This window comes from Streptomyces sp. ISL-99 (assembly GCF_018614005.1).
Classification (GTDB): Bacteria; Actinomycetota; Actinomycetes; order Streptomycetales; family Streptomycetaceae; genus Streptomyces; species Streptomyces flavidovirens.
In genome coordinates this window covers 63,272-89,377 of record NZ_JAGGPC010000032.1, presented here as the reverse complement: position 1 = coordinate 89,377, position 26,106 = coordinate 63,272, and the positions used below count along the sequence as shown (strand labels likewise).

At 69.6% G+C, this 26,106-nt stretch carries 25 protein-coding genes and 1 pseudogene; 11 read left to right on the top strand and 15 right to left on the bottom strand.

Annotated features, from left to right (window positions below):
* Positions 1-30: 30 nt before the first annotated feature.
* Together J7E91_RS20415 and J7E91_RS20410 are read right to left on the bottom strand one after the other, a co-directional pair.
* The gene (locus J7E91_RS20415; protein ID WP_214906831.1) at positions 31-300 is read right to left on the bottom strand and encodes a hypothetical protein; all 270 of its coding nucleotides are present in this window, start codon (positions 298-300) and stop codon (positions 31-33) included.
* A complete protein-coding gene (locus J7E91_RS20410) occupies positions 297-1,247 on the bottom strand; it encodes an SPFH domain-containing protein (RefSeq protein WP_214906829.1) in 951 nt (316 codons plus the stop codon). The genes J7E91_RS20415 and J7E91_RS20410 overlap by 4 nt, the downstream gene beginning before the upstream one ends.
* 262 nt (positions 1,248-1,509) lie before the next feature.
* Here J7E91_RS20410 and J7E91_RS20405 point away from each other — a divergent pair, with 262 nt between their 5' ends.
* Positions 1,510-3,831 carry a transglycosylase domain-containing protein gene (locus tag J7E91_RS20405; protein WP_214906821.1) on the top strand — a complete coding sequence of 774 codons (2,322 nt, stop codon included), beginning with the start codon at positions 1,510-1,512 and terminating at the stop codon, positions 3,829-3,831.
* Positions 3,832-3,903: 72 nt separating this feature from the next.
* On the opposite strand, the gene J7E91_RS20400 is transcribed toward J7E91_RS20405, so the two are convergent.
* From J7E91_RS20400 to J7E91_RS20390, 3 genes are all read right to left on the bottom strand, one after another.
* Complete coding sequence (locus J7E91_RS20400) at positions 3,904-5,751, bottom strand: SpoIIE family protein phosphatase (RefSeq protein WP_214906818.1); 1,848 nt, start codon at positions 5,749-5,751, stop codon at positions 3,904-3,906.
* A 262-nt stretch (positions 5,752-6,013) separates the two neighbouring features.
* A complete protein-coding gene (locus J7E91_RS20395) occupies positions 6,014-6,688 on the bottom strand; it encodes a DUF402 domain-containing protein (RefSeq protein ID WP_214906816.1) in 675 nt (224 codons plus the stop codon).
* Positions 6,689-6,732: 44 nt separating this feature from the next.
* Complete coding sequence (locus J7E91_RS20390; protein WP_214906813.1) at positions 6,733-8,136, bottom strand: aspartate ammonia-lyase; 1,404 nt, start codon at positions 8,134-8,136, stop codon at positions 6,733-6,735.
* Positions 8,137-8,243: 107 nt separating this feature from the next.
* Between J7E91_RS20390 and J7E91_RS20385 the strand changes: the two genes are divergently transcribed.
* Positions 8,244-9,767 carry a ricin-type beta-trefoil lectin domain protein gene (locus J7E91_RS20385; protein ID WP_214906811.1) on the top strand — a complete coding sequence of 508 codons (1,524 nt, stop codon included), beginning with the start codon at positions 8,244-8,246 and terminating at the stop codon, positions 9,765-9,767.
* A gap of 163 nt (positions 9,768-9,930) precedes the next feature.
* Here the strand turns inward: J7E91_RS20385 and J7E91_RS20380 are convergent, their stop codons facing one another.
* Positions 9,931-10,542 carry a TetR/AcrR family transcriptional regulator gene (locus tag J7E91_RS20380; protein WP_214906808.1) on the bottom strand — a complete coding sequence of 204 codons (612 nt, stop codon included), beginning with the start codon at positions 10,540-10,542 and terminating at the stop codon, positions 9,931-9,933.
* Between the two features lie 199 nt (positions 10,543-10,741).
* On the opposite strand from J7E91_RS20380, the pseudogene J7E91_RS37350 reads away from it, so the two are divergent.
* Positions 10,742-11,026, top strand: a pseudogene (locus J7E91_RS37350) (phage major capsid protein); the annotation flags it as partial.
* A 17-nt stretch (positions 11,027-11,043) separates the two neighbouring features.
* Entirely contained in the window at positions 11,044-11,370 is a 327-nt protein-coding gene (locus tag J7E91_RS36100; protein ID WP_308376819.1) for a phage major capsid protein, read from the top strand.
* Positions 11,371-11,482: 112 nt separating this feature from the next.
* On the opposite strand, the gene J7E91_RS20370 is transcribed toward J7E91_RS36100, so the two are convergent.
* From J7E91_RS20370 to J7E91_RS20365, 3 genes are all read right to left on the bottom strand, one after another.
* Positions 11,483-12,601 carry a methyltransferase domain-containing protein gene (locus tag J7E91_RS20370; protein ID WP_214906804.1) on the bottom strand — a complete coding sequence of 373 codons (1,119 nt, stop codon included), beginning with the start codon at positions 12,599-12,601 and terminating at the stop codon, positions 11,483-11,485.
* A 53-nt stretch (positions 12,602-12,654) separates the two neighbouring features.
* Positions 12,655-12,789, bottom strand: a complete 135-nt coding sequence (locus J7E91_RS36800; protein WP_285439107.1) for a hypothetical protein — start codon at positions 12,787-12,789, stop codon at positions 12,655-12,657.
* Between the two features lie 125 nt (positions 12,790-12,914).
* Positions 12,915-13,121, bottom strand: a complete 207-nt coding sequence (locus tag J7E91_RS20365; RefSeq protein ID WP_214906802.1) for a hypothetical protein — start codon at positions 13,119-13,121, stop codon at positions 12,915-12,917.
* Between the two features lie 680 nt (positions 13,122-13,801).
* Here J7E91_RS20365 and J7E91_RS20360 point away from each other — a divergent pair.
* Positions 13,802-14,554: a helix-turn-helix transcriptional regulator gene (locus tag J7E91_RS20360; protein ID WP_308376818.1), complete on the top strand. Its 753-nt coding sequence runs from the start codon at positions 13,802-13,804 to the stop codon at positions 14,552-14,554.
* A complete protein-coding gene (locus J7E91_RS20355) occupies positions 14,538-14,759 on the top strand; it encodes a DUF397 domain-containing protein (RefSeq protein ID WP_214906798.1) in 222 nt (73 codons plus the stop codon). The genes J7E91_RS20360 and J7E91_RS20355 overlap by 17 nt, the downstream gene beginning before the upstream one ends.
* 135 nt (positions 14,760-14,894) lie before the next feature.
* Here J7E91_RS20355 and J7E91_RS20350 read toward each other — a convergent pair whose 3' ends face one another.
* On the bottom strand, positions 14,895-16,568 hold the full coding sequence (locus J7E91_RS20350; RefSeq protein ID WP_214906796.1) for a fumarate hydratase: 1,674 nt from the start codon (positions 16,566-16,568) through the stop codon (positions 14,895-14,897).
* A 158-nt stretch (positions 16,569-16,726) separates the two neighbouring features.
* Here J7E91_RS20350 and J7E91_RS20345 point away from each other — a divergent pair, with 158 nt between their 5' ends.
* From J7E91_RS20345 to J7E91_RS20330, 4 genes are all read left to right on the top strand, one after another.
* Positions 16,727-17,425: a DUF1707 domain-containing protein gene (locus tag J7E91_RS20345; protein WP_214906795.1), complete on the top strand. Its 699-nt coding sequence runs from the start codon at positions 16,727-16,729 to the stop codon at positions 17,423-17,425.
* A 102-nt stretch (positions 17,426-17,527) separates the two neighbouring features.
* On the top strand, positions 17,528-17,896 hold the full coding sequence (locus J7E91_RS20340; RefSeq protein WP_214906792.1) for a WhiB family transcriptional regulator: 369 nt from the start codon (positions 17,528-17,530) through the stop codon (positions 17,894-17,896).
* Positions 17,897-17,991: 95 nt separating this feature from the next.
* Positions 17,992-18,522: a hypothetical protein gene (locus tag J7E91_RS20335; protein WP_214906790.1), complete on the top strand. Its 531-nt coding sequence runs from the start codon at positions 17,992-17,994 to the stop codon at positions 18,520-18,522.
* Positions 18,519-20,528 (top strand): esterase-like activity of phytase family protein, encoded by a 2,010-nt coding sequence (locus tag J7E91_RS20330; RefSeq protein WP_214906788.1) that lies wholly within the window; start codon positions 18,519-18,521, stop codon positions 20,526-20,528. The genes J7E91_RS20335 and J7E91_RS20330 overlap by 4 nt, the downstream gene beginning before the upstream one ends.
* Positions 20,529-20,613: 85 nt before the next feature.
* Here J7E91_RS20330 and glpX read toward each other — a convergent pair whose 3' ends face one another.
* Positions 20,614-21,645 (bottom strand): class II fructose-bisphosphatase, encoded by a 1,032-nt coding sequence (gene glpX, locus J7E91_RS20325; RefSeq protein WP_028813072.1) that lies wholly within the window; start codon positions 21,643-21,645, stop codon positions 20,614-20,616.
* Positions 21,646-21,816: 171 nt separating this feature from the next.
* Between glpX and J7E91_RS20320 the strand changes: the two genes are divergently transcribed.
* Positions 21,817-22,332, top strand: a complete 516-nt coding sequence (locus tag J7E91_RS20320) for a DUF4245 domain-containing protein (RefSeq protein WP_214906926.1) — start codon at positions 21,817-21,819, stop codon at positions 22,330-22,332.
* 89 nt (positions 22,333-22,421) lie between these two features.
* Here J7E91_RS20320 and J7E91_RS20315 read toward each other — a convergent pair whose 3' ends face one another.
* The 4 genes from J7E91_RS20315 to J7E91_RS20300 form a co-directional block, all read right to left on the bottom strand.
* Positions 22,422-23,012: a malonic semialdehyde reductase gene (locus J7E91_RS20315; RefSeq protein WP_214906786.1), complete on the bottom strand. Its 591-nt coding sequence runs from the start codon at positions 23,010-23,012 to the stop codon at positions 22,422-22,424.
* Between the two features lie 195 nt (positions 23,013-23,207).
* On the bottom strand, positions 23,208-23,420 hold the full coding sequence (locus J7E91_RS20310; protein WP_028813069.1) for an exodeoxyribonuclease VII small subunit: 213 nt from the start codon (positions 23,418-23,420) through the stop codon (positions 23,208-23,210).
* A 66-nt stretch (positions 23,421-23,486) separates the two neighbouring features.
* A complete protein-coding gene (gene xseA / locus J7E91_RS20305) occupies positions 23,487-24,695 on the bottom strand; it encodes an exodeoxyribonuclease VII large subunit (RefSeq protein WP_214906785.1) in 1,209 nt (402 codons plus the stop codon).
* A 9-nt stretch (positions 24,696-24,704) separates the two neighbouring features.
* The gene (locus tag J7E91_RS20300; protein WP_214906783.1) at positions 24,705-26,078 is read right to left on the bottom strand and encodes an APC family permease; all 1,374 of its coding nucleotides are present in this window, start codon (positions 26,076-26,078) and stop codon (positions 24,705-24,707) included.
* Positions 26,079-26,106 lie beyond the last annotated feature (28 nt).

Here is a 26,106-nt window from a genome sequence, read left to right as displayed (position 1 = left end):
GAAAGGCCCCGCAGGGCTTCGCCGCGCCCCCTATGTCGCCGGCGGGGGTTCCGGGTCGGAGGTTTCCGGGGCCGGTGGCTTCGGGGGGCGGCCCCGGCGGGGGATCGGGCCGGCGGTGCCGGGGAGGCGGCCGGATTCTGACAGCGCCCGGCGCAGCAGGAACTCGATCTGCGCGTTCGCGCTGCGCAGCTCGTCGGACGCCCAGCGAGCCAGCGCGTCGTACACAGCCGGGTCCAGCCGCAGCAGCACCTGCTTGCGCTGCTGCTGCGGCTGCTTCCGCTGCGCGGGCTCGTCCGTCACTGGTAGAGCGTGCCGGTGTTGAGTACGGGCTGCGCGGCCCGGTCGCCGCACAGCACCACCATCAGGTTGCTGACCATCGCCGCCCGGCGCTCGGAGTCGAGCTCGACGATGTCGTGCTCGGTGATCCGGTTGAGGGCCATCTCGACCATCCCCACCGCGCCCTCGACGATCAGCTTGCGCGCCGCCACGACCGCCCCCGCCTGCTGCCGCTGAAGCATCGCCGAGGCGATCTCGGGTGCGTACGCCAGGTGCGTGAAGCGGGACTCGATGATGTGGACCCCGGCCGCCTCGACCCGCGCGTGCAGCTCGACCGCGAGCTTCTCGGTGATCTCCTCGGCGTTGCCCCGCAGGGACAGGCCGTCCTCGTCGTGCGCGTCGTACGGGTACTCGATCGCGATGTGGCGCACGGCGGCCTCCGTCTGGGTGGCGACGAACTCCAGGAAGTCGTCCACCTCGAACGTGGCCTGCGCCGTGTCCTCCACCTTCCACACCACGACCGCCGCCAGCTCGATCGGGTTGCCGTAGGCGTCGTTGACCTTGAGGACCGCGGTCTCGTGGTTCCTGATCCGGGTCGAGATCTTCGAGCGTGTGGTCAGCGGGTTGACCCAGCGCAGTCCGTCGGTGCGGATGGTGCCGCGGTAGCGCCCGAAGAGCTGGACGACGCGGGCCTCGCCCGGCGCCACCATGTTGAGGCCGCACATCGCGAGAAACGCCGCGAAGGCGATCACGACGCCCGTGACGATCAGCGCCACCTTCGGGCCGGTCGACGCGAAGGTGGCGCCGGTGGCGACGAGGCCCACCCCGGCCAGCAGACCCAGCAGGCCGAGCAGCAGCGCGAGGCCGCCGCCGATGCTGTGCGCGGCCCTCTCGCGCACCCGTGGCGCGGGCATGTCGGGCAGGTCGGTGGGTGCCGACGTGCTGGGTGCGGGCGTGCTGGTTGCGGACATGGTGGGCCCCCGGTTCGGTGCTCGTCCCGTACGGGTTTCGTACGGCCGTCGTCGTCTATCAAAGTGATATCACTTTTTCGGGGGATCGTAAACCTGTGCGAGGACTTTCGCAACCCTGGAGCCCTCCCGTGAGTCGGTTCCAGAGAGACAGGTGCTGATTGTCACGTACGGAAAAGAGCGGATCGGCAGCCCTTTGTCCGCAGGTGCGGTGTTAGCTTTCTGAGCTGACATCCGGGGGCTCGATGAGCGGAGTTACGGAGTAATGGGCCGAGCAGAAGCGCGACAGAACCGGAAGCGCGGTGCGCGCCGGGCGAAGAAGGCGGGTGGCATACGCCGCCTCTTCACCTGGAAGAAGATGCTGGGCACCTTCTTCGGGCTTTGCCTGCTCCTGATGGGCGTCTTCGTGGCGCTGTACATATGGGTGCCCGTACCGGCGGCCAACGCCGAGGCCAAGCTGCAGAGCAACGTCTACAAGTACAGCAACGGCAAGATCATGGCCCGGTCCGGCAAGCTCAACCGCGAGATAGTCCCGCTCGCCAACACCCCCAAGGACGTCCAGACCGCCTTCGTCGCCGCCGAGAACCAGAACTTCTACAAGGACTCCGGTGTCGACTTCAAGGGCACCGCGCGCGGCCTGCTCAACACCGTCACCGGCAAGGGCAAGCAGGGTGGCTCGACCATCACCCAGCAGTACGTCAAGAACTACTACCTGACCCAGGACCAGACGGTCTCCCGCAAGCTCAGGGAGCTTGTGATCTCCATCAAGGTGGACCGGAAGCAAACCAAGTCCGAGATCCTGGCCGGCTATCTCAACACCAGCTACTTCGGACGCGGCGCGTACGGCATCCAGGCCGCGGCCCAGGCGTACTACGGCGTCGACGCCGAGAAGCTGACCGTCGAACAGGGCGCGTACCTCGCGGCGCTCCTCCAGGCCCCCAGCCAGTACGACTGGGCGGCGGCGAGCCCCACCAGCAAGAAGCTGGTCAAGGAGCGCTGGAACTACGTACTCGACAACATGATCGAGATGAACGCGCTGGACCGGACCAGGCGCGACGCCATGAGGTTCGACATACCGCAGGACCCCAAGGGCGCCGCCGGTATGGAGGGCCAGACCGGCTACATGGTCGAGGCCGCCAAGCGCGAGCTGAAGAAGCAGGGCGTCAGCGAGGCCGACTTCGACGCGGGCGGCTGGACGATCACGCTCAACATCGACGAGAAGCGCCAGAAGGCGCTGGAGCGGGCGGTCGAGCGGCAGCTGGAGTCCAAGCTCGACCGCAAGAAGAACAAGGTCGACGCGACCCTCCAGGCCGGCGCGACCTCCGTGGATCCGAAGACCGGCAAGGTCGTCGCGATGTACGGGGGCGTGGACGCCACCCAGCACTATTTCTCCAACGCCACGCGGTCCGACTACCAGCCGGCCTCGACCTTCAAGCCCGTCGTCCTCGCCGCCGCCCTGGAGAGCAACTCCAAGACGCAGGACGACGAGCCCATCACGCCCAGCACGATCTACGACGGCACGAGCAAGCGCCCCGTCAAGGGCAGCGCCACCCCCTTCGCCCCGCAGAACGACCTGGGCAAGAGCTACGGCCCCATCACCGTCCAGCAGGCCATGAACAAGTCGGTCAACTCCGTCTTCGCGCAGATGCTCGTGGATGTCGGGGCGCCGCGCGTGAAGGAGACCGCGCTCGACATGGGCATGGAGGACAAGGGCGGCTTCGACGAGCGTCCCGCCATGTCCCTCGGTGTGATGGGCGCGAGCACGATGGACATGGCGAGCGTCTACGCGACGCTCGACAACCACGGCAAGAAGGTCACGCCGACCATCGTGAAGTCCGCCGAGCACAAGGACCGCCCGGGCGGCCGGGTCGAGATGCCCGAGCCGACGGCAGAGCAGGTCATCGACCGCTCGACGGCGGACAGCGTGACCAAGGTGCTCACCGGAGTCGTGAACAGCGGTACGGGCATCAGGGCCTCCAGCCCGAACTACAACGCGGCGGGAAAGACCGGCACGTCGGAGAAGAACCGGTCCGCCTGGTTCGTCGGCTACACCCCCGAACTCTCCACCGCCGTAGCCCTCTTCGGTGAGTCCACGAAGCCGGGCGGCGGACAGGTCTCCCTCACCGGCACGGCCAACGCCGGCCGCGCCAGCGGCGGCGGCTTCCCCGCCAGTATCTGGGCGGACTACACGCTCGGCGCCCTCGGCGGCGGCTCCGACGCCGACTTCGACCTGGAGATCGACCCGGACGACGCCTACGTGCCCCCGCCGACCAAGACGCCCGACCCGACCAACACCCCGAGCAAGCCCTCGACGACCCCGAGCAGGACGCCCACGACGCCGTCCACCACGCCTCCGACGACGCCGTCCACGACGCCCCCGACCTCGCCGTCCACCACGCCTCCGACGTCGCCGCCGCCCATCACGATCGGCCCGCCGGACCCGGGCGGTGACACCGCCGGCTCCGACGGCGGGGCGGACGGAGGCTCCGGCGGCGGATCCGACGGCGGCACGGACGCAGGAGCCGACGGCGGCGGTACGGACGGTGGCTCCGACGGCGACTTCCGGCCGCCTCGGCCTCGCCCCTGACGGACACAGGCGCGAACACACGACTGCGGCGGGCACCCCCGGGTGCCCGCCGCAGTCGTACGTACGGATCGGCTACGGGCGCGTGGCCAGCTCGAACCAGACCACCTTGCCGGACGACAGCCGCGTAGCGCCCCACCGTCTCGCCAGCCGGTTCACCAGGAACAGCCCGCGCCCGCCCTCGTCCGTGTCCCGCGCCCGCCGCTGCCTGGGCAACTGCGGCGAATCGTCGCCGACCTCGCAGCGCAGTACGTCCGTACGCAGCAACCGCAGCGTCACGGGCCGCTCGGCGTACCGCACCGCGTTCGTCACCACCTCGCTGACCAGTAGCTCCACCGAGTCGCTCAGCTCCTCAAGACCCCAGCGGGCCAGCGCCCGCCGCGCCAGGCGGCGGGCCCGGCCGGGCGCCTGCTCCTCCGGCTCCAGGAACCAGTACGCGACATCGCTCGGCGCGATCCCGTCGAAGCGGGCGGCGAGCAGCGCGATGTCGTCGTCCCGGTCACCGGGCCCGAGCATGTCCAGTACGTCGTCGCACAGCGCCTCAAGGGGTGGCGAGTGATCAGGTCCCGTCAGCTGCGCGGTCGCGGCGAGCCGCTCCCGCAGCTGCTCGATGCCCGTCCACACGTCCCGCAGCCGCGACTCGACCAGGCCGTCCGTGTACAGCAGCAGCGTGGCGCCCGCCGGGGCGTCCAGCTCGACCGCCTCGAAGTCGACCCCGCCGACGCCGATGGGCGCGCCCGGCGGTACCCGCAGCACCTCGGCCCGGCCGCCCAGGTGCAGCAGTACGGGCGGCGGGTGCCCCGCGTTGGCGATGGTGATGCGGTGCGAGACCGGGTCGTACACGCAGTACAGGCAGGTCGCCATGCGGTCGGAGCCGAGCCGCTGCGCCTGCTCGTCGAGGTGGTGCAGGACCTCCTGCGGCGGCAGGTCGAGACCGGCGAGGGTCTGCGCCGTCGTCCGCAGCTGGCCCATGATCGCGGCGGACGTCATGGAGTGCCCCATGACGTCACCGACGACCAGCGCGACCCGGCTGCCCGGCAGCGGGATCGCGTCGTACCAGTCGCCGCCGACACGGGCCGTCTCGGCGGCCGGCAGGTAGCGGGAGGCCAGCTTGACGCCGGTGGGCTGCGGGAGCGAGTCGGGCAGCATGGTGCGCTGGAGCTCGTCGGCGATGTACGCCTCGCGGCCGTACAGCACGGCCTTGTCGATGCCGAGCGCGGTGTGCGTGGCCAACTGGGCGGCGACCAGCAGGTCGTTGGCCTCGAAGGCGGGCCGCTCGGGGCGGCGCAGGAACACGGCGGCGCCGATCACGCGGCGCCTGCCGCGCAGCGGCGCGAGGATCGCGCGGCGCCCGTCGGGCAGGCCCATGGCTTCGCCGAGCAGCTCGGGCAGTGCCGCCCGCGCGGACGAGGAGTCGCCGAACACCGGGCGTACGCCTCTGAGTACTTCGGCGAGAGCGCCTCCGCTGCGTACCTCGCACAGCTGCGGAGCGGGCAGCGGCTCGACCTGGAGGTCGATCTCCTCGGCCCCGTCGTCCGCTAAACGCAGCCGGTCGGTGCGGCGCAGGCGCAGCATGAACGGTACGGCGGGACGCTCGTCGCCGACCGGGAGCGGGTCGCGCAGATAGACGAGGATCGCGTCGGTGAAGGTCGGCACGGACGCCCGGCACAGCCCGAGGACGATCTCGTCGAGGTCGATGCCGCGCGCGATCCGCCGCGTCGCCGCCCCCACGAACCGCAGCCGGTCACCTTCGCTCCTGGCCGCCGCGGCCGGTTCCGGAGACCCGCCGCCGGCCGGCACAGGAGCGGGCGCGGGGCTCGGCACCGTTGGGGGCGCCTCCTCCTGCCGCGGCCGGGTGCGCTCGTGCGGCCGGGCAACCAGGGGCTGCCGGCCTTCGTGCGAGGTGGACTGGTGCTCCGTCACGCGTGGGGTTCCGTCCGTCCGGGGAGCTTGTGCGATGCAATCGCTTTGTGTGGCGATATACCCGCTCTGCGGGCGGCCTCGACAGGACGGTGGGCCCTGAACTCGGCAGATTCGCTCTCCGGCACGGCTCCCACCCCCTGTGGTGACATACGGTCAGCTCTTGCTCCGAGCCCGCCAGTTGCCAGAGAGCTCAATGTGATCAGTGCGCTCAGTGTTGCGGAAGGCGATCCTACGTTTGACCCATGGGGGCGTTTCAAGGGTCTCATGGAGCGATGTGAACAGGAGTGCGGTCCCAGTCATCGGGCAACCGGGGAACGGCCCACCTCGGATCCGGCCGCCAGTTCTCCCACCCGTCGCGGAACGGCGCGCCCCACGCGGTGATCAGGCCGACCGCCGCGCGCCCCGCGTCCCGTACCCGCCCGGCCTGCTCGTCGGTCAGCAGCCCCACCCGGCGGGCCTGCTCGAACTCGTCCTCGTCGAGCCAGCACCAGGCACGGTCCGGGTGCACGGCGATGTCGAGGAAGTGGTCCTCGGAGTCGACGCCGCCCGCCCATCGGGTGCGCGGCTCCTCCAGGTTCACGTACCAGTTCTTGAATCGCCAGCCCCGCTCCCAGAACAGCCACACCGACCAGGGGTCGCCCGGCCGCGCCAGCTTCAGCACGCCGGTGCCCCACCACCGCGAGGTGGTGGTGGTCCGCGGCGCCGTGTACCGGGTGGCGAGCGGCTCCTCGTGCACGGGAGTGCCGTCCGCGAGCACGGGCCGCACGCACTGGGTGCCGGGCGCCATCCACACCGCGAGCAGTTCGTCGGTGTCGCGCACGACCGTGACCGGACGGCAGATGTGGATCCGGTCCGAGGCATTGCCGCGGTAGCGCCAGAGGATGTGGTCCCCCGGCGCCCAACGCGCCCCGCCCGCACCGCCCGCCGTATCTGTCATGAGCAGATCTTAGGAGTACGGCCCGCCGCTTGCCGCGACCCAGGTCACGGGTGCGTCATACGCAGCACGTCCAGTGCCTCGTCGAGCTGCTGCTCGGTGAGGTCGCCGCGTTCGACGTACCCGGACTCCAGGACGACTTCGCGGATGGTCCGGCGCTCGGCGAGGGACTTCTTGACGACCTTCGCGGCCTCTTCGTAGCCGATGTACTTGTTGAGCGGCGTGACGACCGAAGGCGACGACTCGGCGTACTCGCGGGCGCGTTCGACGTTGGCGGTGATGCCGTCGATCGTACGGTCGGCCAGCAGCCGGGAGGCGTTTGCGAGCAGCCGCACCGACTCCAGCAGGTTCTTGCCCATCACCGGAAGCATGACGTTCAGCTCGAAGTTGCCCGCGGCGCCGGCCACGGCGACCGTGGCGTCGTTCCCCATTACCTGGGCCGCGACCATCAGCACGGCCTCGGGAATGACCGGATTCACCTTGCCGGGCATGATCGACGAGCCCGGCTGGAGGTCGGGAAGGCTGATCTCGGCCAATCCGGTGCGGGGTCCGGAGGCCATCCAGCGCAGGTCGTTGGAGATCTTGGTGAGGGAGACGGCGATCGTACGCAGCTGACCGGACGTCTCGACGAGCCCGTCTCGCGCGCCCTGCGCCTCGAAGTGGTCGCGCGCCTCGGTGAGCGGCAGTCCGGTGGAGCGGGCGACCTCGGCGATGACGGCGGCCGAGAAGCCGGGCGGGGTGTTGATGCCGGTGCCCACCGCCGTACCGCCGAGGGGGAGTTCCGCCAGGCGCGGCAGGGAGGCCCGCAGGCGCTCGACGCCGTACCGCACGGCCGCCGCGTAGCCGCCGAACTCCTGGCCCAGGGTGACCGGAGTGGCGTCCATCAGGTGCGTACGCCCGGACTTGACGACGTCCGCGAACTCGGCCGCCTTTCGATCCAGCGCAGCCGCCAGGTGGTCGAGGGCGGGGATGAGATCGGCCGTCACGGCGGCGGTCGCCGCGATGTGGATGGACGACGGAAACACGTCATTGGACGACTGGGAGGCATTGACATGGTCGTTGGGGTGGACCGGGCTGCCCAGACGCTCGGTGGCGAGCGTCGCGACGACCTCGTTCATGTTCATGTTGGAGGACGTGCCGGAGCCGGTCTGGAAGACGTCCACCGGGAAGTGCTCGTCCCAGCGCCCCTCCGCGACCTCTTCGGCCGCCTCCCGTACCGCTTGCGCGATGTCCTTGTCGAGTACGCCGAGTTCGGCGTTGACCAGGGCGGCAGCCGCCTTGATGCGGGCGAGGGCCTCGATGTGGGCGCGCTCCAGGCGCTGCCCGGATACGGGGAAGTTCTCCACGGCCCGCTGGGTCTGGGCGCGCCACTTGGCGTGGGCCGGTACGCGTACCTCACCCATCGAGTCGTGCTCGACGCGGTAGTCGTCCTGGTGGTCGTCGGTCGTCATGATCACGTGCCTCCTCGGAAAAGTTGAGCACTTGTCTTGTTCTGCGTATTCCCAAGTCGCCTACCCACCAGTAAATACCGGGGGTAACAACAAACCGGGGAGGCGCAATGCAGCGCACACGGCTCAGACTTCGCTCTACGGTCGCGGCCGCCGCCGCACTCGCGGCGGCCATGGGCGGCGGCCTGGTGGCGACGGCCCCCGCCACCGCCGCCGACAAGGCGGCATCCGCTTCCACCCCCCTGCCGGCCGAACTGGAGGCCGTCCGCGCCGCCGAGGCCACCAGGCTCTACGGCGACCCGGCCGAGCGGCCGATGGACCAGCGGAAGACCGGGCTGATCTCGCTCGGCGACAGCGAGATCTCCGGCGAGGGGGTCGGCACGTACGAGCCCGGCACCAACGGCCCCGACAACTGGTGCCACCGCTCGCCGGACGCCGCGATCCACCGCACCGGCATCCCGGCCGACGTCACGTACAACGTCTCCTGCTCGGGCGCCTACACCGGAAACATCAGAATCGGCGGAAGCAAGCAGTACGCCGACGAGCTGGTCCAGAGCGACAACCTGGCCGTCAAGGCCCGCAACACCCGCATCAAGATGGTCCTGCTGGTCGCCGGCGCCAACGACGACCTCCAGTTCGGCCCGGTGATGACGGACTGCGTCACGCGCTGGCTGACGATCCAGGGACCCTGCGAGCCCAAGTACGCGCCCGGCTGGCAGGGGCGTGTCGACGCACTCGTGCCCAAGGTCGAGCAGACCGTCCGTGACCTGCGGACCGTCATGCGCGGCGCCGGGTACGCCGACGGCGACTACAAGATGGTCGTGATGGGCTACCCGAGCCCCATCGGCCCCGACTTCAAGGACAACCCGGACTTCCCCGGCAAGATCCCCGGCGGCTGTGCGGGGTACGACTCCGACGCGACCTGGGGCCGCAACACCGCGGTCTCGGCCTTCGAGCGGGGGATGCGCAGGGCGGCGGCGAACACGGCTTCCGTCTATCTCGACAACTCCCGCCTCTTCCACGGCCACGAGGTGTGCATGGAGGACCCGTGGGCGCGCGGCCTGTACATCGACCTCTCCAAGCCCGGCACCCCGGACGAGAACTCGGTCCGCCAGTCCTTCCACCCGAACATCCGCGGCCACGCGGCCTTCGCGTCCTGCCTGACCCAGGTCTACAACTCCTCGCTGCGGGAGGCGAGCTGTGCGGACCCGGCGAGTACGGGAAAGCCTGTGCTGTTCGCGGGGGCGTGGGACGACGCGTACAAGCCGCTGAGGAACGCGGGGACGGGGACGTGCGCCGACGTACCGGGATCGACGACGCGCAACGGGACGGCGGTGGGCGGCTGGGACTGCCACGGCGGCCGGAACCAGGGCTGGTGGTACGACACCGCCCAGAAGTCGGTCCGTACGGAACTGACCCATGACCGGTGCCTCGACGTCCCCGGCGCCAAGTACCAGGCGGGTGCGGGACTGGTCCTCTGGAACTGCTCGGGCGCGGCGAACCAGCAGTTCGTACGGGACGGCTCCACGATCCGCCCGGCGGCGGCGACGGGCCTGTGCGTGACGCTGGCGGCGGCGAAGGATCCGCTGAAGCTCCAGCCGTGCACGGGAGCGGCGAACCAGCGCTTCGCCTGACGCCTGACGGGCGTGCGGGGCCCCGGCTGGCCGAGGCCCCGCACGCGCATCGCGCACGCGCCGGCCCCGCATGATCCCGTTATTTCCTGTGCGTTTCCATAAGACCGCACGCGCACGCGCGGCGGCCCCCCGGTCTCCCCCGCCCCCGGCCCGCCGGGGGGCCTCACCCGCCCTCTTCCGCTCCCTGCGGCGGTGCGGCCAGGGCGGTGAGGACGGTTTCCAGTGCCCGCCGCAGGGTGGCCCGGTCGGTGGTGTCGGGCCCCGGCCGCACCACCCCGTCGTAGGTGAGCCCCTCGGCGAACGCCACGACGATCCGCCCGCCCTCCACCGGGTTCCGGCTGCCGAGCCCGGCCGCCAGGAGCTGCGCCTGCTCGACGAAGCGTTCCCTGGCGCGCCGCAGTTCGGCGCCGGTCTCGTCGTCGGGGCGGCCGGCGGTCAGCAGGATCTCCAGCCGGGCCCGGGTGCGTTCTCGCTCCGGGCCGAGCCAGTGGGCCAGTACGCCCGCGAACCGGTCGGCCACCTGCCGGACCGGCGGGGCGGACGCGAACTCCTCGGCCACTTCGGCCTGTCCGATGTCGGCCAGTTCCTCCTCGGCGATGAGTGCGACGACGCCGGCGAGCAGCTTCTCGCGGGTGCGGAAGTAGTAACTCGTCGAGCCCACCGGCACGTTCGCCCGGGCGTCGACCGCCCGGTGGGTGAGGCCGCGCAGACCCTCGGCGGCGATGACCGAGACGGCGGCATCCAGCAGCGCCGCCACCCTTGGGCTCCTGCTCACGCCGCCGCCCGCTTCCGCAGCTCCCCGAGCATCAGCCTCCGGGTGAGGCCGCTGAACGGACGGATCAGCAGCCAGTAGCGCCCCATCGCCCGCCGCGCCGCGGGATCGGTGCACACGACGCGGGTCTCGGTGACGACCTTGGTGCTCCGGCCGTCCGGTGACTCCGTGAGCCGCAGGGCAGCCCATCCCCGAAGGGGAGATGGTCTGGGGAGAGATCAAGTTCGCCGCGAAGAAGATCGGTGAGATCCAGTGGGCTTCTACTGAAGTTCTTGAGGATTCGGCCGTTGACCTTCGTCGCATCATCGCTGACAACCTGCTTCGAGATGCAAGTCTGAAGTTCGACTCTGACGCGTTTACCGGATCGGGTGCCAACCCCATTAAGGGCATCGTCGCACAGGGCACGTCCACGACTCTGGGGGCCGGAAAGGTCACGGTGACCTATGACGATCTCGCAGACAGCGTGTCGCGTATTGAAGCAGTGAACGGCCGCCCGTCCGTCGTGTGGGCTTCTACCGATATGGCAGCGGCTCTCCGGAAGGAAAAGGCTCCGGCTCTGGTGCCTACCAGGGTGGCTCTCCGACCGATTCCCCCGCTTCGACCGCATGGGGCCTGCCCGTTCTTGTGTCGGGCTTCCTGCCTGCCAAGACGGTCGTCGTTGCAGATGCTTCGCGAATCGTGGTCGGACTGCGCCGGAATGCTCAGGTGAAGATCAGCGAAGATGCGCGGTTTGATTCAGATGAAGTCGGCTTCAAGCTGACCATGCGTGTGGCGGGCGTTTCCATTGCCGAGGCTGCTTCGGTGCAGATCCTAAAGGCAGCAGCCGCATAGTTGCAGAACAACCAAATTGAAGGGCACCCAGCCGCCGGCTGGGTGCCCTCATTTTTTTATGCCTGAGAACTGTGCGCCGCTCGCCGAAATGCGGATCAGTGCTTCCTCGGTCTCAAGAAGGCCAAGAGTGGGACGGGTCGTCCAGCCATACGGATTGCCCTTCCGCCTTCACGGTGAGCCCGAACCGCTCATGCCCCGGCTTTCCCTTGCCTTCCCACCAGCGGAATGCAGCCTCGGCCTCATCCCACAGTCGTCGAGGACCCGACTGCCAGACCCGTGCGCTCTTCCCGTCGCGGAACATGACGCAGGCCCACGAATGATCGCCGAGCCCGTAGAACCACACAGGCCGTGCCCCGTCATGTTTCTCGGCCACGGTGTGGCAGCAGTCGCGAATTCGGAGCCCGAGGGCGAAGCGTTCGGGGCCGAACTGCCCGCCGATGAACTCTTCTTCGGTGATATCTGTTGACGACTCGTCGCCATCGGCCACGCTGCCGGTCACGTACGCGTCATGGTCCACGTGCGGGCGACGTTGTGCCCTGAGCTTCATGAACTCAACAGGGCCCGTGAAGTGCCCTGAAGCGCTCTCTCCGTCGTCGGCAACGACGAGTCGGGCGACCGCATCACCGTTGCTGTAGTGCGTCCCCCAGGGGGCAACGATGGCCCCTTCCGGTTTGCACTGCTGCACCCACGCGAACGGGATAGACCGAAGACCGCATGTGGCAATGATCCGGTCGTACGGTGCCCCGTCCGGAAACCCCTTGAAGCCATCACCGTGGACGACGCGCACGGGCAGCCCGAACCGGTCGAGAGCCGTTCGAGCCTGCTCGGCCACGCTATCGTCAACTTCGACCGTGACGACGTTCTGCGCACCCAATCGGTGCGCCAACAGAGCGGCATTCCAGCCCGTCCCCGTGCCGATCTCCATGGCTCGGTTACCGGGCTGTACCTCCAAGTCCCGAAGCATCCGGAACACGACGCTCGGCATAGAGGCAGAGCTAGTTGAAACCTGCCCCGGCTCTATGCCGTTGTGCGTACCGTCGTCCCACTGTGTGACGATCGGAACGTCAGAATCCGCATACCCCAACCATGCCGTCGGATCGTCGCTCTTCGAAATGGCCACGCTTTTGCCGGCGCGCATATCGAAGGGCCACATCAGTTCCGGCAGGAACGCCGAGCGGGGCACGGCCGCGAACGTAGGTGCCCAATCCGATGAAAGGGCGTCACCAGACATGAGGACACGTCCCAGCTCGGTAAGGCTGGGACGTGTCTCGTGCGTATCGGTGCTCACCGCGCGGCGACCGCGTAGATCTTGGGCGGGTTGGGGACGCCGGGGCCACCATCGGGGGTCGGTGGCTGGTGCGGGCCGGGGTAGGGATTACCGGGAAGCTTGTCGCCGCCGCTGTTTGTGATCACGCTCATGGCTCTTGATCTCCTTGCCGTTATGTGCGTAATAGCCCGCCCGTGGGGCGGGGGCTTAATCCGTCCCTGCCGGGATTGCGCGAAGTCGGGGGAACCTCTGCGGATTCGTCCGGCAGGGACGAAATCTAGGGGAGCGGGTGCCTGCCTCGCCGCTGATCACGCAGCAGCTTCGCCAGTGCCCTAAGCTGCCGGGCTTCGTACTCGGTCGCCCGGCGGAGGCGGGTGTAGTTCGTGGTCCACCGCAATCCGGCGGGGCGCTCAATCTCGACGTACTTCCCGTGCACGGCACGGACTCTGCCCACCATGTCGTCATCCCGGTCAACGACGACCATGCCTAGGTCAATGTCGAGTGGACTGCCGAAGTTTGGTGATCTCTGTTCAGCTCGCCGGGGTCGAACAACCCGGTATCCGAGGCTCATGACCGGTCCGCCCTGCGGTGCGTGTGATTGGTCATTTCGGCATTGCAGCTCTTGACCGTCGCCCAGCTCCCGACGGCGCGTGCGGACTCGCGCTGCCTGTTCAGCGCCGCGCAGACGTCGCATCCCGTGACAGGCACGGGCTCAAGGTCGGTCCCGATCTCGCATTCCGCCAACCGTTCCAACCCTGCCTCAACCTCCTTGAGGAGTGCCTTAGTCGGGGTGACGTACGGACCGTGTGGGACTTCCGCAGGCAGCGTCACCCAGTCGGGGAAGCTCACCGTTTCCGGCGCGAGTCTCCAGAAGTCAAGCCGATCAATGTCAGCCTCAAGCTTCGTCAGGTCGTCACGGGGTGGCCGCTTCGGTAGGTGATCCGCCATGGTCCCTGCGCCCCTCACGTCGTGGCTGCAATTGGCTCGTGCTCAACCCAAGGTTGGGGGTTTCCCCGTACGCTCACCAGGGAGATTTCTCCCGTAACGCAGCCTGGGAAAAAGGGAGTTGCCATGGGACGTAGACCGCGCGAACTCACGCCGGACGCCTCCGCGCGGCACTTGTACGGAGCGGAGATCCGGCGCTGTCGCGAGAAGGCCGAGGGCATGTCGCTTGATCGGTTAGCGGAGATCGTGAACTACTCAAGTAGTCACCTGTCCCGCATCGAAGCAGCCGAGCACATGCCGCCGCCCGACCTGTCCGAGAAGCTGGACGCAGCCTTCGGCACAGACGGCCACTTCGCACGTCTGTACGGCATTGCCCGGCACGAGTGGTTCCCCGACCGATACCGCAAGCGCATGGAGCTTGAAGAACAGGCCCAGGTCATCGCCGAGTACGCCGGTCACGTCGTGCCTGGTTTGCTCCAGACGGATGCGTACGCACGTGCGCTCTTCAAGGTCGGCAATCCCCGAGGGAGTGACGACGAGATCAATGAAAAGGTTCGTGCTCGGCTCAGTCGCCAGGCGATACTCACCGCCGACACCGCGCCCGACCTTTCGGTGATCATGGATGAGGCTGCCATTCGGCGTCCCATCGGAGGGCCTGAAGTTATGCGTGGTCAGCTTGCCGAGCTACTGCCTCGCGTAGATGCCCCCACAAGCGTCATTCAGGTTCTCCCATTCGCCCATGGGGAACATGCTCTGCTCGGGGGATCGCTCACCCTCCTCACGTTGGCTGGCGGGGCGATGGTCGCTTATGAGGAAGGGATCAACTCAGGCGCGCTGATCGAGGACCCAGACACTGTCAGCACCCGCCTCCGGTCATACGATTTGCTCAGGGCGCACGCCCTGTCGCCACGGCGCACAGCGGCGCTGATCAGATCCGCGATGGAGGAACTACCTCATGAGCAACACCCCTGACCTGTCCCGCGCCGAGTGGCTCAAGTCGTCGTACAGCAACACCGACGGCGGCAACTGCGTCGAGTTCGCCCGCACCTTCCTTGCCGCTGGCGTTGTCCCGATCCGGGACTCAAAGGCCCCTCAAGGTCCGGCTCTCGTCTTCCCCGCTGCCGCCTTCAGTTCGTTCGTCTCTGCCGTCCGTGGCGGGGAGCTTCCTCCCCGGTAGACCCCCACGAAGCACCCGGAGCCCCGCTGCCCGCCCGAGGGCGGCGGGGCTCATGCATGCACTTGGAACCGGCAGCCGCTCACGCAGGAGCCCCCCCGGCGGACGCAGGGGGGCTCCGTAGACCGCTCTGTTGGGTCAGTCCGCTGTGCGGACCGGGATGCTCATGAACGTGGGCTGGGAGAGTTGCTGCGGACTAAAGAAGTCGTTGCCCTTGTCGTCGACCACGATGAACGCCGGGAAGTCCTCTACCTCGATCCGCCAGACCGCCTCCATGCCGAGCTCCTCGTACTCGACGACCTCGACCTTCTTGATGCAGTCCTGGGCGAGACGCGCTGCCGGGCCGCCGATCGAGCCCAGGTAGAAGCCGCCGTGCGTACCGCACGCGTCCGTGACCTGCTTCGAGCGGTTGCCCTTGGCCAGCATGACCTTCGAGCCGCCCGCCGCCTGGAACTGCTCGACGTAGGAGTCCATGCGGCCGGCCGTCGTCGGGCCGAAGGAGCCGGACGCGTAACCCTCGGGCGTCTTCGCGGGCCCGGCGTAGTACACCGGGTGGTCCTTCAGGTACTGCGGCATCTCCTCGCCCGCGTCCAGCCGCTCCTTGATCTTGGCGTGCGCGATGTCGCGGGCGACGACGAGCGGGCCGGTGAGGGAGAGACGGGTCTTGACGGGGTACTTGGTGAGCTCCGCGAGGACCTCGTCCATCGGCCGGTTCAGGTCGATGCGTACGACATCCCCGGCCTCGGCAGCCTCGCCGAGGTGTTCATCCGTCGTGTCCGGCAGGAACCGTGCCGGGTCCTTCTCCAGCTGCTCCAGAAAGACGCCCTCAGCCGTAATCTTCGCGACGGCCTGGCGGTCCGCCGAGCAGGACACGGCGATCGCGACGGGCAGCGAGGCGCCGTGGCGCGGCAGGCGCACCACGCGCACGTCGTGGCAGAAGTACTTGCCGCCGAACTGCGCGCCGATGCCGATCTTCTGCGTCAGCTCGAAGACCTTCTCCTCCAGCTCCTTGTCCCGGAAGCCGTGGCCGGTCGGCGAGCCCTCCGAGGGCAGCTCGTCCAGGTAGTGCGCGGAGGCGTACTTCGCGGTCTTGAGCGCGAACTCGGCGCTCGTGCCGCCGACGACGATCGCCAGGTGGTACGGCGGGCACGCGGCCGTACCCAGCGAGCGGATCTTCTCCTCCAGGAACTTCATCATGGAGGCCTCGTTGAGGACCGCCTTCGTCTCCTGGTAGAGGAAGGACTTGTTGGCGGAGCCGCCGCCCTTCGCCATGAAGAGGAACTTGTACGCGCCGCCGTCGGTCGCGTACAGCTCGATCTGCGCGGGCAGGTTCGAGCCGGTGTTCTTCTCCTCCCACATGTTCAGCGGGGCCATCTGCGAGTAGCGCAGGTTGAGCTTGGTGTAGGCGTCGTAGATGCCGTGCGAGAGGGCTTCCTCGTCCCGTCCCTCCGTGAGGACGTTCTGGCCGCGCTTGCCCATGACGATCGCCGTGCCGGTGTCCTGGCACATCGGCAGGACGCCCGCAGCCGCGATGTTCGCGTTCTTCAGCAGGTCCAGTGCCACGAACTTGTCGTTCGAGGACGCCTCGGGGTCGTCGATGATCCGGCGCAGCTGGGCGAGGTGCGCGGGCCGCAGGTAGTGCGAGATGTCGTGCATCGCCTCGGCGGCCAGGGTGCGCAGCGCCTCGGGGCCAACCTTGAGGAACGTACGGCCGTCGGCCTCGAAGGTGGAGACACCCTCGGCGGTCACCAGGCGATACGGCGTGGTGTCCTCTCCCAGGGGGAGCAGATCGGAGTACGCAAACTCTGGCATTACGGCCATTCCTCACTCGGCAGACGGCAACTGGCCTCCATTGGCGCAGCCCGTCCACCAGCGTAAGACTCCGGCGGAGCGCCGGGTCTGTGAGGTAAGGCTCAGTTGGCGGACGTGCGCACTAGTCGCGATCTATCGCGTTTGGGTACGCTGGGGCGGTGGACGCCGAGAAGCACCCCCAGCAGCCGCAGCCGAACGCCCCCGCGGTGCCCGCCGAGCCTGCTCCCCGGGAGCCGGCCCTCCGCGCGTCGGACGCGGACCGCGACCGGATCGCGGACATCCTGCGCGACGCCATGGTCGAGGGCAGGCTGACCGCCGAGGAGCACGCCGACCGTATCGACTCGGTCTACCGCGCCAAGACCGTCGCCGAACTGGAGCCCCTGGTCCAGGACTTGCCCGCCCCCGGCGGCGGGGCCCGGCGCGAGCCGGCCCCGGCGGCGTACGACCCGGTCGATCCCTCGGTGCCGGCCGCGGCGGAGAACCTGGTCGCCGTCTTCAGTGGCTCGACGCGCAAGGGCCGCTGGCGGATCGGCGGCAGGACGAACGCCTTCGCGCTCTTCGGCAGCGTCGAGATCGACCTCACCGAGGCGCTTTTCGGCCAGCGGCTGACGGTGATCAACGTGACCTCGATCTGCGGCAACGTCGAAGTGCGCGTCCCCGAGAACATCACGTTGCGCGGCGGCGGTACCGGGATCTTCGGCAACTTCGAGGTCGACACCCTCGAAGCCAACGACCCCGAGGCGCCGGTCGTGGTGGTCAACGGCTACTCGGTGTTCGGCAACATCGAGGCGAAACCCAAGCGCGGAAAGCGCGTCGCGGACCTGCGCGGTCGCATGCGCAAACACCTCGGACACTGACGCGAGCCGAGACGGTTCGAAACCCTGTGCATAGGCGTGCGCACAGCGGGTAGGGAGTGCTGCATCGCTGCTCGCTCCCGAAGCCGTCGTCAGGAGTAGACCGTGCCGCTTCCGCCGCATCAGTCCCTGCAGGTCGCCGCCGTTCCGTCGCAGCGTGCGCCGGCCCGGGATCAGGCCGGCCCCTGGCACACGGAGGCGGTGTGCCGCCGGGACGAAGCCGGGCTGTTCTTTGCCCCGTCAAAGGAGCCGACGGCCGCGAGGCTGGCGCGGGAAGAGGCCGCGAAGCGCGTCTGCGCGCGATGCCCCGTGATGGTCGAGTGCCGGGAGCACGCGCTGCTCCAGCCTGAGCCGTACGGCGTCTGGGGCGGCCTGACCGCTGCCGAGCGCCGGGTGGTGCTGGCGAGGCGCAGGCGGCGCGAGATGGAACTGAAGGCTTCCTCGCCCGGCAGCCGTATCGCCGCCGCGGGCTGACCCTCCCCCCGGCCACTCCTCTTCGCTCTCCCTCGCTTCTGGCCGCAACCGGCGGATCTTTCATGCCAGTTGTGCCAGTATCGGGTGGGGTGTGTGTGACGCGCGCCACCCTGTACGGGACCGAGCGCACGGGGAGTCGCGTGGACCGCATGGACGGTACGGAGATCAGATTCGAGCTGGCCGAGGGACCGGATTGTGACGCGGATCTGCGGTCCCTGTACAAGTGGCTTTCGGACGACCTGTCGCTGCGCGGTCACGCGCGCATCGACAAGGTCGCGGAAGGCACCGCTGTGCCGGGGCGGATGGGAATCGACGCGGAAGCCGTGGCCGCGCTGGTGTCCACGGCCGCCGCGGTGGCCCAGCTGCCGCTCTCGTTCGACGCGTGGCGGCGGGCACGCAGGCCGCGGAGCCCGATCACGATCAATGTCTTCGGCGCGGACGCCGAGCGGATCGCGGAGATCATGCGCGCGCACGGACAGACCCCGCCGGAGCCCGAACCGGACCCGGAGCCCGCAGCGCCGGCCGCCCCCGAACCCGCAGCGGCAGTCGCCCCCGAGCCTCCAGCGGCAGTCGACCCCGGCTCCCCGGACGGCACTCCACCGCGCCCCGACAGGCACCTCCCGTGACGGCCGCCGTCCGCCCCGCGGGCCCCACGCCGTTACCGGACAGCGGGTCGCAGCGGATCGACCCGGCCCGCTCCGCCTGTGTACTGATCGGTGTCGACAAATACCCCGGCGGCAAGGGCCTCGCCCCGCTGCGCAGCGTCCGCCACAACCTCATCGAACTGCGCGCGGCGCTGACCGACAGGTCGGTCTGGGGCATCCCCGAAGACCGGATCGTGACCGTCTCGAACCCGAGGACGTCCGCCGACATCTGCGACCCGATCAGGGTCGCGGCCCAGCAGGCCATGGACACCCTCCTGGTCTACTACGCGGGCCACGGCCTGCTCGACCGGGACGACAGCAGGCTCTGCCTCACCCTCCCCGGCTCCAGTGAGGACAAGCCGGAGACCTGCGTGGACGCGGGCTATGTGCGCCGCGCGATGAAGGGCAACGGCGCCGCGATGCGCCGGGTGCTGATCCTCGACTGCTGCTTCAGCGGCAAGGTGCTCCAGATGTCGCCGACCGGGACCGTGGCCGCGGACCTCGGAGTGCGGGCGGCGGTGAAGACGCTGCGGGACATCAAGGGCTCGTACGTGATGACCTCCGCGACCCACGACCGCCCGTCCCACGCGCCCGACCCGGACGAGTGCAGCGCCTTCACGGGGGAGCTCGTCGACGTACTGCGCAAAGGCATCCCGGACGGTCCGGAGATGCTCGGGCTGCACGCCGTCTTCCGGGAGGTCAGGGACCGGGTCGTCGAGCGGGACGATCTGCCCACCCCGCAAGAGCCCCAGGACGAGAGCCAGAACGGCGTCGGCGACCTGGAGTTCGTCCGCAATCTCGCCGTACTGCCGCCGCTGCTGGCGCCCGATCCCCTCGCCCCCGCGCCGCGCGGGCGGCGCTGGCCGTGGGCCGTCGTGGCCGGGGCGCTCGGGCTCGGGATCGGGTTCGCCGCGATGCCGGCCGTCGACCGGTGGCAGGAGCACACCCGCGAGCCGGTCCCGGCGACCGGGCAGTGCGCCACGGGGGCCTTCCTGCTCGACCACTCCGACGTGCTCAACAAGCAGGAGGCCGACGGCGAGAAGCTGGCGGGCCTCTCGGGCCTCGCACTCCTCCCCGGCGGGAACGGCGAGGCGCTCGCACTCGCCGACAACGAATTCAACCGGGTGTTCCCGCTCCGGCTCGGCCCCTCCGGCAGCGCCGACACCCTGGAACCCTCGGCGCGGACCGCCACCACCCTGCGCCCCGCGCCCGGCGGCAGACTGCCCGCCTGGATGGACGCGGAGGCGCTGGTCGTCGAGAAGGGCGGCCGTACGATCCTCGTCGCGGCCGAGACGGGCCCCGCCATCCGCAGATTCGACCTGGCGACCGGCCGCCAGATCGGTGCCGACCTGCCCGTGCCGAAGGAGTTCAAACCCTGGCCCGTCGGCGGCGCCCAGACCGGCCGGACCATCGAGGCGCTCGCGCTCTCTCCCGACGGCCGGCATCTGTACGCCGGAATGGAAGCGTCCCTGTCTCAGGACGGCGACTCACGCGGCCGCAACCTGCTGCGCATCCAGCGCTACAAGGGCACGCCGGGCGGAACGTACGTACCGGACCGGCAATACGCCTACCGGGCCGCGGACGGGCTCTACCTGACGGAACTGGTGGCGGTCGGCGCGGACCAACTGCTGGCGCTGGAGCGGCAGTACGCCGTCGGGATCGGCAACGCGGTCCGCGTTCAGCGGCTGTCGCTCACGGGCGCGCAGGACGTGACGGGGGAGCAGGCGCTGTTCCGCAGGCCGGCCGACGAGTTCGTACGGAGCGAAAAGCTCTTCGACCTCGCCGAGTGCCCGCCCGGCGACCCGGGGCAGGTGGCGACGAAGGGCCCGCAGGCCAACCCGCTGCTCCAGAACGCGGAAGGAATGGCGCTCGGTGAGCCGTGGACCACGGGGAAACGGAAGGGCTGGCGGCCTCTCTATCTCGTCTCGGACGACAACCTCAACGAGGTTCAGATCACGCGTTTTTATCTGCTCGCCGTGCGCGTGTGAGAACGGGTACGAGGACGGGTGGGTAGGAGAACGGCGCCCCTCGTGCGAGGGGCGCCGTCGCGTGGCCCTGGGGCCGCCGCTGTCTCTACTTCGCGCGGTCGAAGTCGATGGCGCTGTAGGCGCGCAGCTTCGAGAGGCGGTGCGTCGAGTCGATCTGGCGGATGGTGCCCGACTTGGACCGCATCACCAGCGACTGCGTGGTGGCGGTCTCCGAGCGGTAGCGGACGCCGCGCAGCAGCTCGCCGTCCGTGATGCCGGTGGCGACGAAGAACACGTTCTCGCCGCTGACCAGGTCATTCGTGTGCAGTACGCGGTCCAGGTCGTGACCCGCGTCGAGAGCCTTCTGGCGCTCGGCCTCGTCCTTCGGCCACAGCTTGCCCTGGATCGTGCCGCCGAGGCACTTGATCGCGCAGGCCGAGATGATGCCCTCGGGCGTACCGCCGATGCCCATGAGCAGGTCGACGCCGGTGCCTTCGCGGACCGCCATGACCGAGCCCGCGACGTCACCGTCCGAGATGAACTTGATACGGGCGCCCGTCTCGCGGATCTCCTTGACGATGCCCTCGTGACGGGGGCGGTCGAGGATCATCACGGTGACGTCTTCGGGCGTCGAGTGCTTGGCCTTGGCGACCCGGCGGATGTTGACCGAGACGGGGGCGTTGATGTCGACGAAGTCGGCGGCCTCGGGGCCGGTGACCAGCTTCTCCATGTAGAAGACCGCGGACGGGTCGAACATGGTGCCGCGGTCGGCGGCGGCGAGCACGGCGATGGCGTTCGGCATGCCCTTGGCGTTGAGCGTGGTGCCGTCGATCGGGTCGACGGCGATGTCGACCTCGGCGCCGGTGCCGTCGCCCACGCGCTCCCCGTTGAAGAGCATCGGGGCTTCGTCCTTCTCGCCCTCACCGATGACGACGATGCCGTTCATCGATACGGTCGAGACGAGCGTCCGCATGGCCTTCACCGCTGCGCCGTCCGCGCCGATCTTGTCACCGCGGCCGACCCACCGCCCGGCGGCCATGGCGGCGGCCTCGGTGACCCGGACGAGCTCCAGGGCCAGGTTGCGGTCGGGGGCCTCGGGTGAGACCTCGAGCTGAGACGGAAGATGGTGCTCGGTCATCGGAGCGCACCTTTCTGTACGGCGACGGCCGGAGTGTAGAGGGTGGTGTCGACTCTATCGGTACGTCGACAAAATGAGCAGAGGGGGGCACGTATGAGCGGCATATCGGGATGAGATGCCCCTCGCGCGGGCCGCGGTGCGGCATGGGGGACGATGGGGGGCGTGGCAGGTATGAAAGGCAAGCAGACGGTCCGGGACATGATGCTGTCGATGGCGGCGATCGGTGTCGTCGTCGCGGGGATCTACACGCTGATCCCGCACGACGACTCGGCCGACCCGGTCAAGCCGGTCGACTACCGGGTCGAGCTCATCACGGCGCGGCGGGCGGCGCCGTACCCCGTGGCGGCCCCCGTGGGGCTCCCGGAGACCTGGAAGCCGACTTCGGTCTCGTACGACCGGCAGGACGGCGACGCCTGGCATCTGGGCTTCCTCGACCCGGAGCGGGAGTACGTCGCGGTCGAGCAGTCGAGCGGGCCCGCGGAGAAGTTCGTCCACAAGGTCAGCCAGAAGGCGACGAAGACCGGGAAGACCCTGCGCGTCGGCGGGGAGAGCTGGCAGCGCTGGGAGGGCCCGAAGTACGACGCGCTGGTGCGCGAGGAAAAGGGCGCGACGACGGTGATCACGGGCACGGCGTCGCAGAAGCGGCTGACGGAGATGGCCGAGGCGCTCGAAGCGAAGAAGTCCTGATGGCGTGATTCGCGTACGACGAAGCCGCCGCACCCCTCGGGGTTGCGGCGGCTTCGTCGTACGTGATCAGGCGGTGTCGCGTCGCAAGATCAGACGGTGGTGACGACCTCGTCGTAGGACAGGCGCGGCGAGCGCGGGAACCACGCGTCCTCGCCCGGCTTGCCGATGTTGACGATCATCAGCGGGGTGTGGTCGTCGTCCAGGAACTCCTTCTGGACGCCGGCGAAGTCGAAGCCGGTCATCGGGCCCGCGGCCAGACCTGCGGCGCGGACGCCGACGATGAAGTACGCGGCCTGAAGGGCGGCGTTGAGGCCGGCGGCCGACTCGCGGGCCGGGCGCTCCGAGAAGAACATGTCCTTGGCCTGCGGGAAGTGGGGGAGCAGGGCCGGGAGCTCCTCGTGGAACTCGTTGTCGGCGGCGAGGATCGCGACCAGCGGGGCGGCGGCGGTCTTCGGCTGGTTGCCCTCGGCCATGTGCGCGACAAGGCGCTCGCGGGCCTCGGGGGAGCGGACCAGGACGACGCGCAGCGGCGACTGGTTGAACGCGGTCGGGCCGAACTTGACCAGGTCGTAGATCGCCTGGACCTGCTCCTCGGTCACCGGCTCGTCGGTGAACGTGTTCGCGGTGCGGGCCTCGCGGAAGAGGAGGTCCTGGGCGGCGGGGTCAAGTACGAGAGACATGCGGCTTACCTTCCGGACGTGCAGGGGGATCAGGCTGTGACCTCACCGTAAGCGAAAGTAGGTTAAGTTTCAACTAAAACCGGTACGCGGTGATCCGCCTCACAGCAGACGCACTCGTGCCTCGCCCCGCCTCGCCCCGCGCCGCACTGCCCCGCGCTGCCCCGGCCCCGCGCTGCCCCGGCCCCGCGCCTGCCGTCAGCTCTCCTCGGCGAGCGAAGCGTCCAGGCGGGCCCTGGCCCCGTCCAGCCACCGTCGGCAGACCTTCGCCAGCTCCTCGCCGCGCTCCCAGAGCGCGAGCGACTCCTCCAGCGTCGTACCGCCCGCTTCCAGGCGCCGTACGACGTCGATCAGCTCGTCCCGGGCCTGTTCGTACCCGAGCGTCGTCGCTGCTTCGTCCGTCTCTGCCATGTGATCCACCTTAGGTAAGAGCTGTGAAAAGACTGCGGCCGGGCGAAGCCGCGACCGGCGGCGGTGTCACTCCGCGACCCGCACTGCGAACTCGCCGTCCGCCACCCGCGCCCGCAGCTCGTCACCGGCCGTGACCTCCTGCGGGGAGCGGACCACCGCACCGTCGCTCCGCTGCAGCACCGCGTACCCGCGCTCCAGCGTGGCCGCCGGGGACAGCGCCACCACCCGCGCCCGGGTGTGCGACAGCTCCGAGTCCGCGCGGTCCAGCAGATGCCCCAGCGTGCGCCGGCTGCGTGCCACCAGGGCGTCGACCTCCGCCTCGCGGTCCTCCACCATCCGGTGCGGCCGTTCCATCACCGGCCTGGCCAGCGCGTGCGCGAGCCCTCGCTCCTCGCGGTCGATCAGCCCTCGTACGGTCCGCAGCGCCCGGTCGCGCAGGAGCTGGACGCGGTCCAGCTCCTCGCCGACGTCCGGCACGACCTTCTTCGCCGCGTCCGTCGGCGTCGACGCCCTCAGGTCCGCCACCAGGTCGAGCAGCGGCGAGTCCGGCTCGTGCCCGATCGCCGACACGACCGGCGTACGGCACCCGAACACGGTCCGTACGAGCTGCTCGTCCGAGAACGGCAGCAGATCCTCGACGCTGCCACCGCCCCGCGCCACGATGATCACGTCGACGTCCGGCAGCTCGTCCAGCTCCTTGACCGCCTGGACCACCTGCGCCACCGCGCTCACGCCCTGCACCGCGACGTTCCGCACCTCGAAGCGGACCGCCGGCCAGCGCCGGCGCGCGTTCTCCAGGACGTCGCGCTCGGCCGCCGAAGCCCGGCCCGTCACCAGCCCGATGCGCTGCGGCAGAAACGGCAGGGGCCGCTTGCGGTCGAGCGCGAACAGCCCCTCGCCCGCCAGCGACTTCTTCAACCGCTCCAGCCTCGCGAGCAGTTCGCCGATGCCCACCGGCTTTATCTCCGTCGCCCGCAGCGACAGCTGCCCGCGCGGCGCGTACCACTCGGGCTTCGCGCGCACCACGACCCGCGCGCCCTCCGCCACCACGTCCGCGATCGGGTCGAAGACCTGCCGGAAGCACGTCACGCCCACCGAGATGTCGTGCGACGGGTCACGCAGCGTCAGGAAGACGACCCCGGCGCCGGGCCTGCGCGAGATCTGCGTGATCTGTCCCTCCACCCACACCGCGCCGAGCCGGTCGATCCACCCGCCGATGAGGCGCGAGACCTGACCGACCGGCAGCGGGGCGTCCGCGGACGTATTCAGAGCCATGTACGAAGGCTAGCCGTCGGCACTGACACCGGGACCGGTCCGACGCCCCCGCTGCACGGCCACCACGATCAGCCCCACCACCAGCCACACCGCCCCCACGGCCTGAGCCGTCCCCGACGCCTCCACGATCACCGCGACCGCAACGGCCGCCCCCAGCACCGGCAGCAGCACATGCCGCCACCACACCGGCGGCCCCTCCATCCGCCGTACGGCGAACCAGCTCACCACCGACACGTGCAGCAGCACGAACGCCGTCAGCGCCCCGATGTCGACCACCGACACCAGATGGTCGAGACCGTCGTCGCGCCGCGACGCCCACACCGCCGCCACCAGCGTCACCACGGCCGCCAGCCCCAGCGCGATCCGCGGAACGCCCGAAGCGGCGTCGACCTTCGCCAGTACGCGCGGCAGCCGCCGCTCCCTGGCCATCGCGAACAGCAGCCGCCCGGCCGCCGCCTGCCCCGCCAGCGCCGCGAACGCCGCGCCGATCGCCTTGCTCACCGCCACCAGATCGCCCAGCCAGGTCCCGATCGACGTATCGAGCGCGTCGTAGAAGGCGGTCCCCTGCTTCCCCGGACCGGCGGCGAGCTCCGCCGCCGACACCGGCTGGAGCAGCGCCGCCAGATACGTCTGCGTCACGAACAGCACGCCCGCGAGCCCCAGGCAGAACAGCACCGCCCGAGCCACCTTCGCCGATCCGCCCGTCACCTCCTCCGCGAACGACGCGATCGCGTCGAAGCCGAGATACGACAGCACGGCCACCGACACCGCCCCCACGACCGCCGCGAGCGAGAAGCTGCCCATGGAACCGTCGCCGGACAGCGGCGAGAGCCAGCCGCGCCGCGCCCCGTCCTGCATGAGCACCACAACGGCGGCCACCACGAACACCAGCAGCACCACGATCTCCATGGCCAGCACCGTGAAGCCCACGCGCGCGGCCGTCCGTACGCCCCACATGTTCAGCCCGGTCGTCACCACCACCGCGAGCGCCGTCCACACCCACTGCGAAACGGCCGGCACGAGCGCGTGCATCGCGATTCCGGAGAAGAGGTACGCGACCGCGGGGATCAGTACGTAGTCGAGCATCGCCATCCACCCGGCGATGAATCCGGGACCCTCGCCGAGCGCCTTGCGGGCGTACGCGAAGACGGAGCCCGCCTGGGGGACGACCCGCACCATTTGGGCGTAGCTGAACGCGGTGAACGCCATCGCGACCGTCGCGACGACATAGACGAGCGCCACCGCGCCGTGCGACTTGGCGTCGAGCGTCCCGAAGACGCCGACGGGCGCCATGGGGGCGATGAAGAGCAGCCCGTAGACGACGAGATCCCGGAATCCGAGACTGCGCCGCAGCCCCGCCGTCTTACTCCCGGTCACGGTCATCGCGCCTCCGTACGTAGATCCGGGCGAC

Bases quoted from the DNA above. Each gene is read 5' to 3' on its own strand.
- J7E91_RS20410 (WP_214906829.1), bottom strand. From the start codon at position 1,247: ATGTCCGCAACCAGCACGCCCGCACCCAGCACGTCGGCACCCACCGAC.
- J7E91_RS20405 (WP_214906821.1), top strand. From the start codon at position 1,510: ATGGGCCGAGCAGAAGCGCGACAGAACCGGAAGCGCGGTGCGCGCCGG.
- J7E91_RS20395 (WP_214906816.1), bottom strand. From the start codon at position 6,688: ATGACAGATACGGCGGGCGGTGCGGGCGGGGCGCGTTGGGCGCCGGGG.
- J7E91_RS20390 (WP_214906813.1), bottom strand. From the start codon at position 8,136: ATGACGACCGACGACCACCAGGACGACTACCGCGTCGAGCACGACTCG.
- J7E91_RS20385 (WP_214906811.1), top strand. From the start codon at position 8,244: ATGCAGCGCACACGGCTCAGACTTCGCTCTACGGTCGCGGCCGCCGCC.
- J7E91_RS20370 (WP_214906804.1), bottom strand. From the start codon at position 12,601: ATGTCTGGTGACGCCCTTTCATCGGATTGGGCACCTACGTTCGCGGCC.
- J7E91_RS36800 (WP_285439107.1), bottom strand. From the start codon at position 12,789: ATGAGCGTGATCACAAACAGCGGCGGCGACAAGCTTCCCGGTAATCCC.
- J7E91_RS20365 (WP_214906802.1), bottom strand. From the start codon at position 13,121: ATGGTCGTCGTTGACCGGGATGACGACATGGTGGGCAGAGTCCGTGCC.
- J7E91_RS20360 (WP_308376818.1), top strand. From the start codon at position 13,802: ATGTCGCTTGATCGGTTAGCGGAGATCGTGAACTACTCAAGTAGTCAC.
- J7E91_RS20355 (WP_214906798.1), top strand. From the start codon at position 14,538: ATGAGCAACACCCCTGACCTGTCCCGCGCCGAGTGGCTCAAGTCGTCG.
- J7E91_RS20350 (WP_214906796.1), bottom strand. From the start codon at position 16,568: ATGCCAGAGTTTGCGTACTCCGATCTGCTCCCCCTGGGAGAGGACACC.
- glpX (WP_028813072.1), bottom strand. From the start codon at position 21,645: ATGACCGAGCACCATCTTCCGTCTCAGCTCGAGGTCTCACCCGAGGCC.
- J7E91_RS20320 (WP_214906926.1), top strand. From the start codon at position 21,817: ATGAAAGGCAAGCAGACGGTCCGGGACATGATGCTGTCGATGGCGGCG.
- J7E91_RS20315 (WP_214906786.1), bottom strand. From the start codon at position 23,012: ATGTCTCTCGTACTTGACCCCGCCGCCCAGGACCTCCTCTTCCGCGAG.
- J7E91_RS20310 (WP_028813069.1), bottom strand. From the start codon at position 23,420: ATGGCAGAGACGGACGAAGCAGCGACGACGCTCGGGTACGAACAGGCC.
- xseA (WP_214906785.1), bottom strand. From the start codon at position 24,695: ATGGCTCTGAATACGTCCGCGGACGCCCCGCTGCCGGTCGGTCAGGTC.
- J7E91_RS20300 (WP_214906783.1), bottom strand. From the start codon at position 26,078: ATGACCGTGACCGGGAGTAAGACGGCGGGGCTGCGGCGCAGTCTCGGA.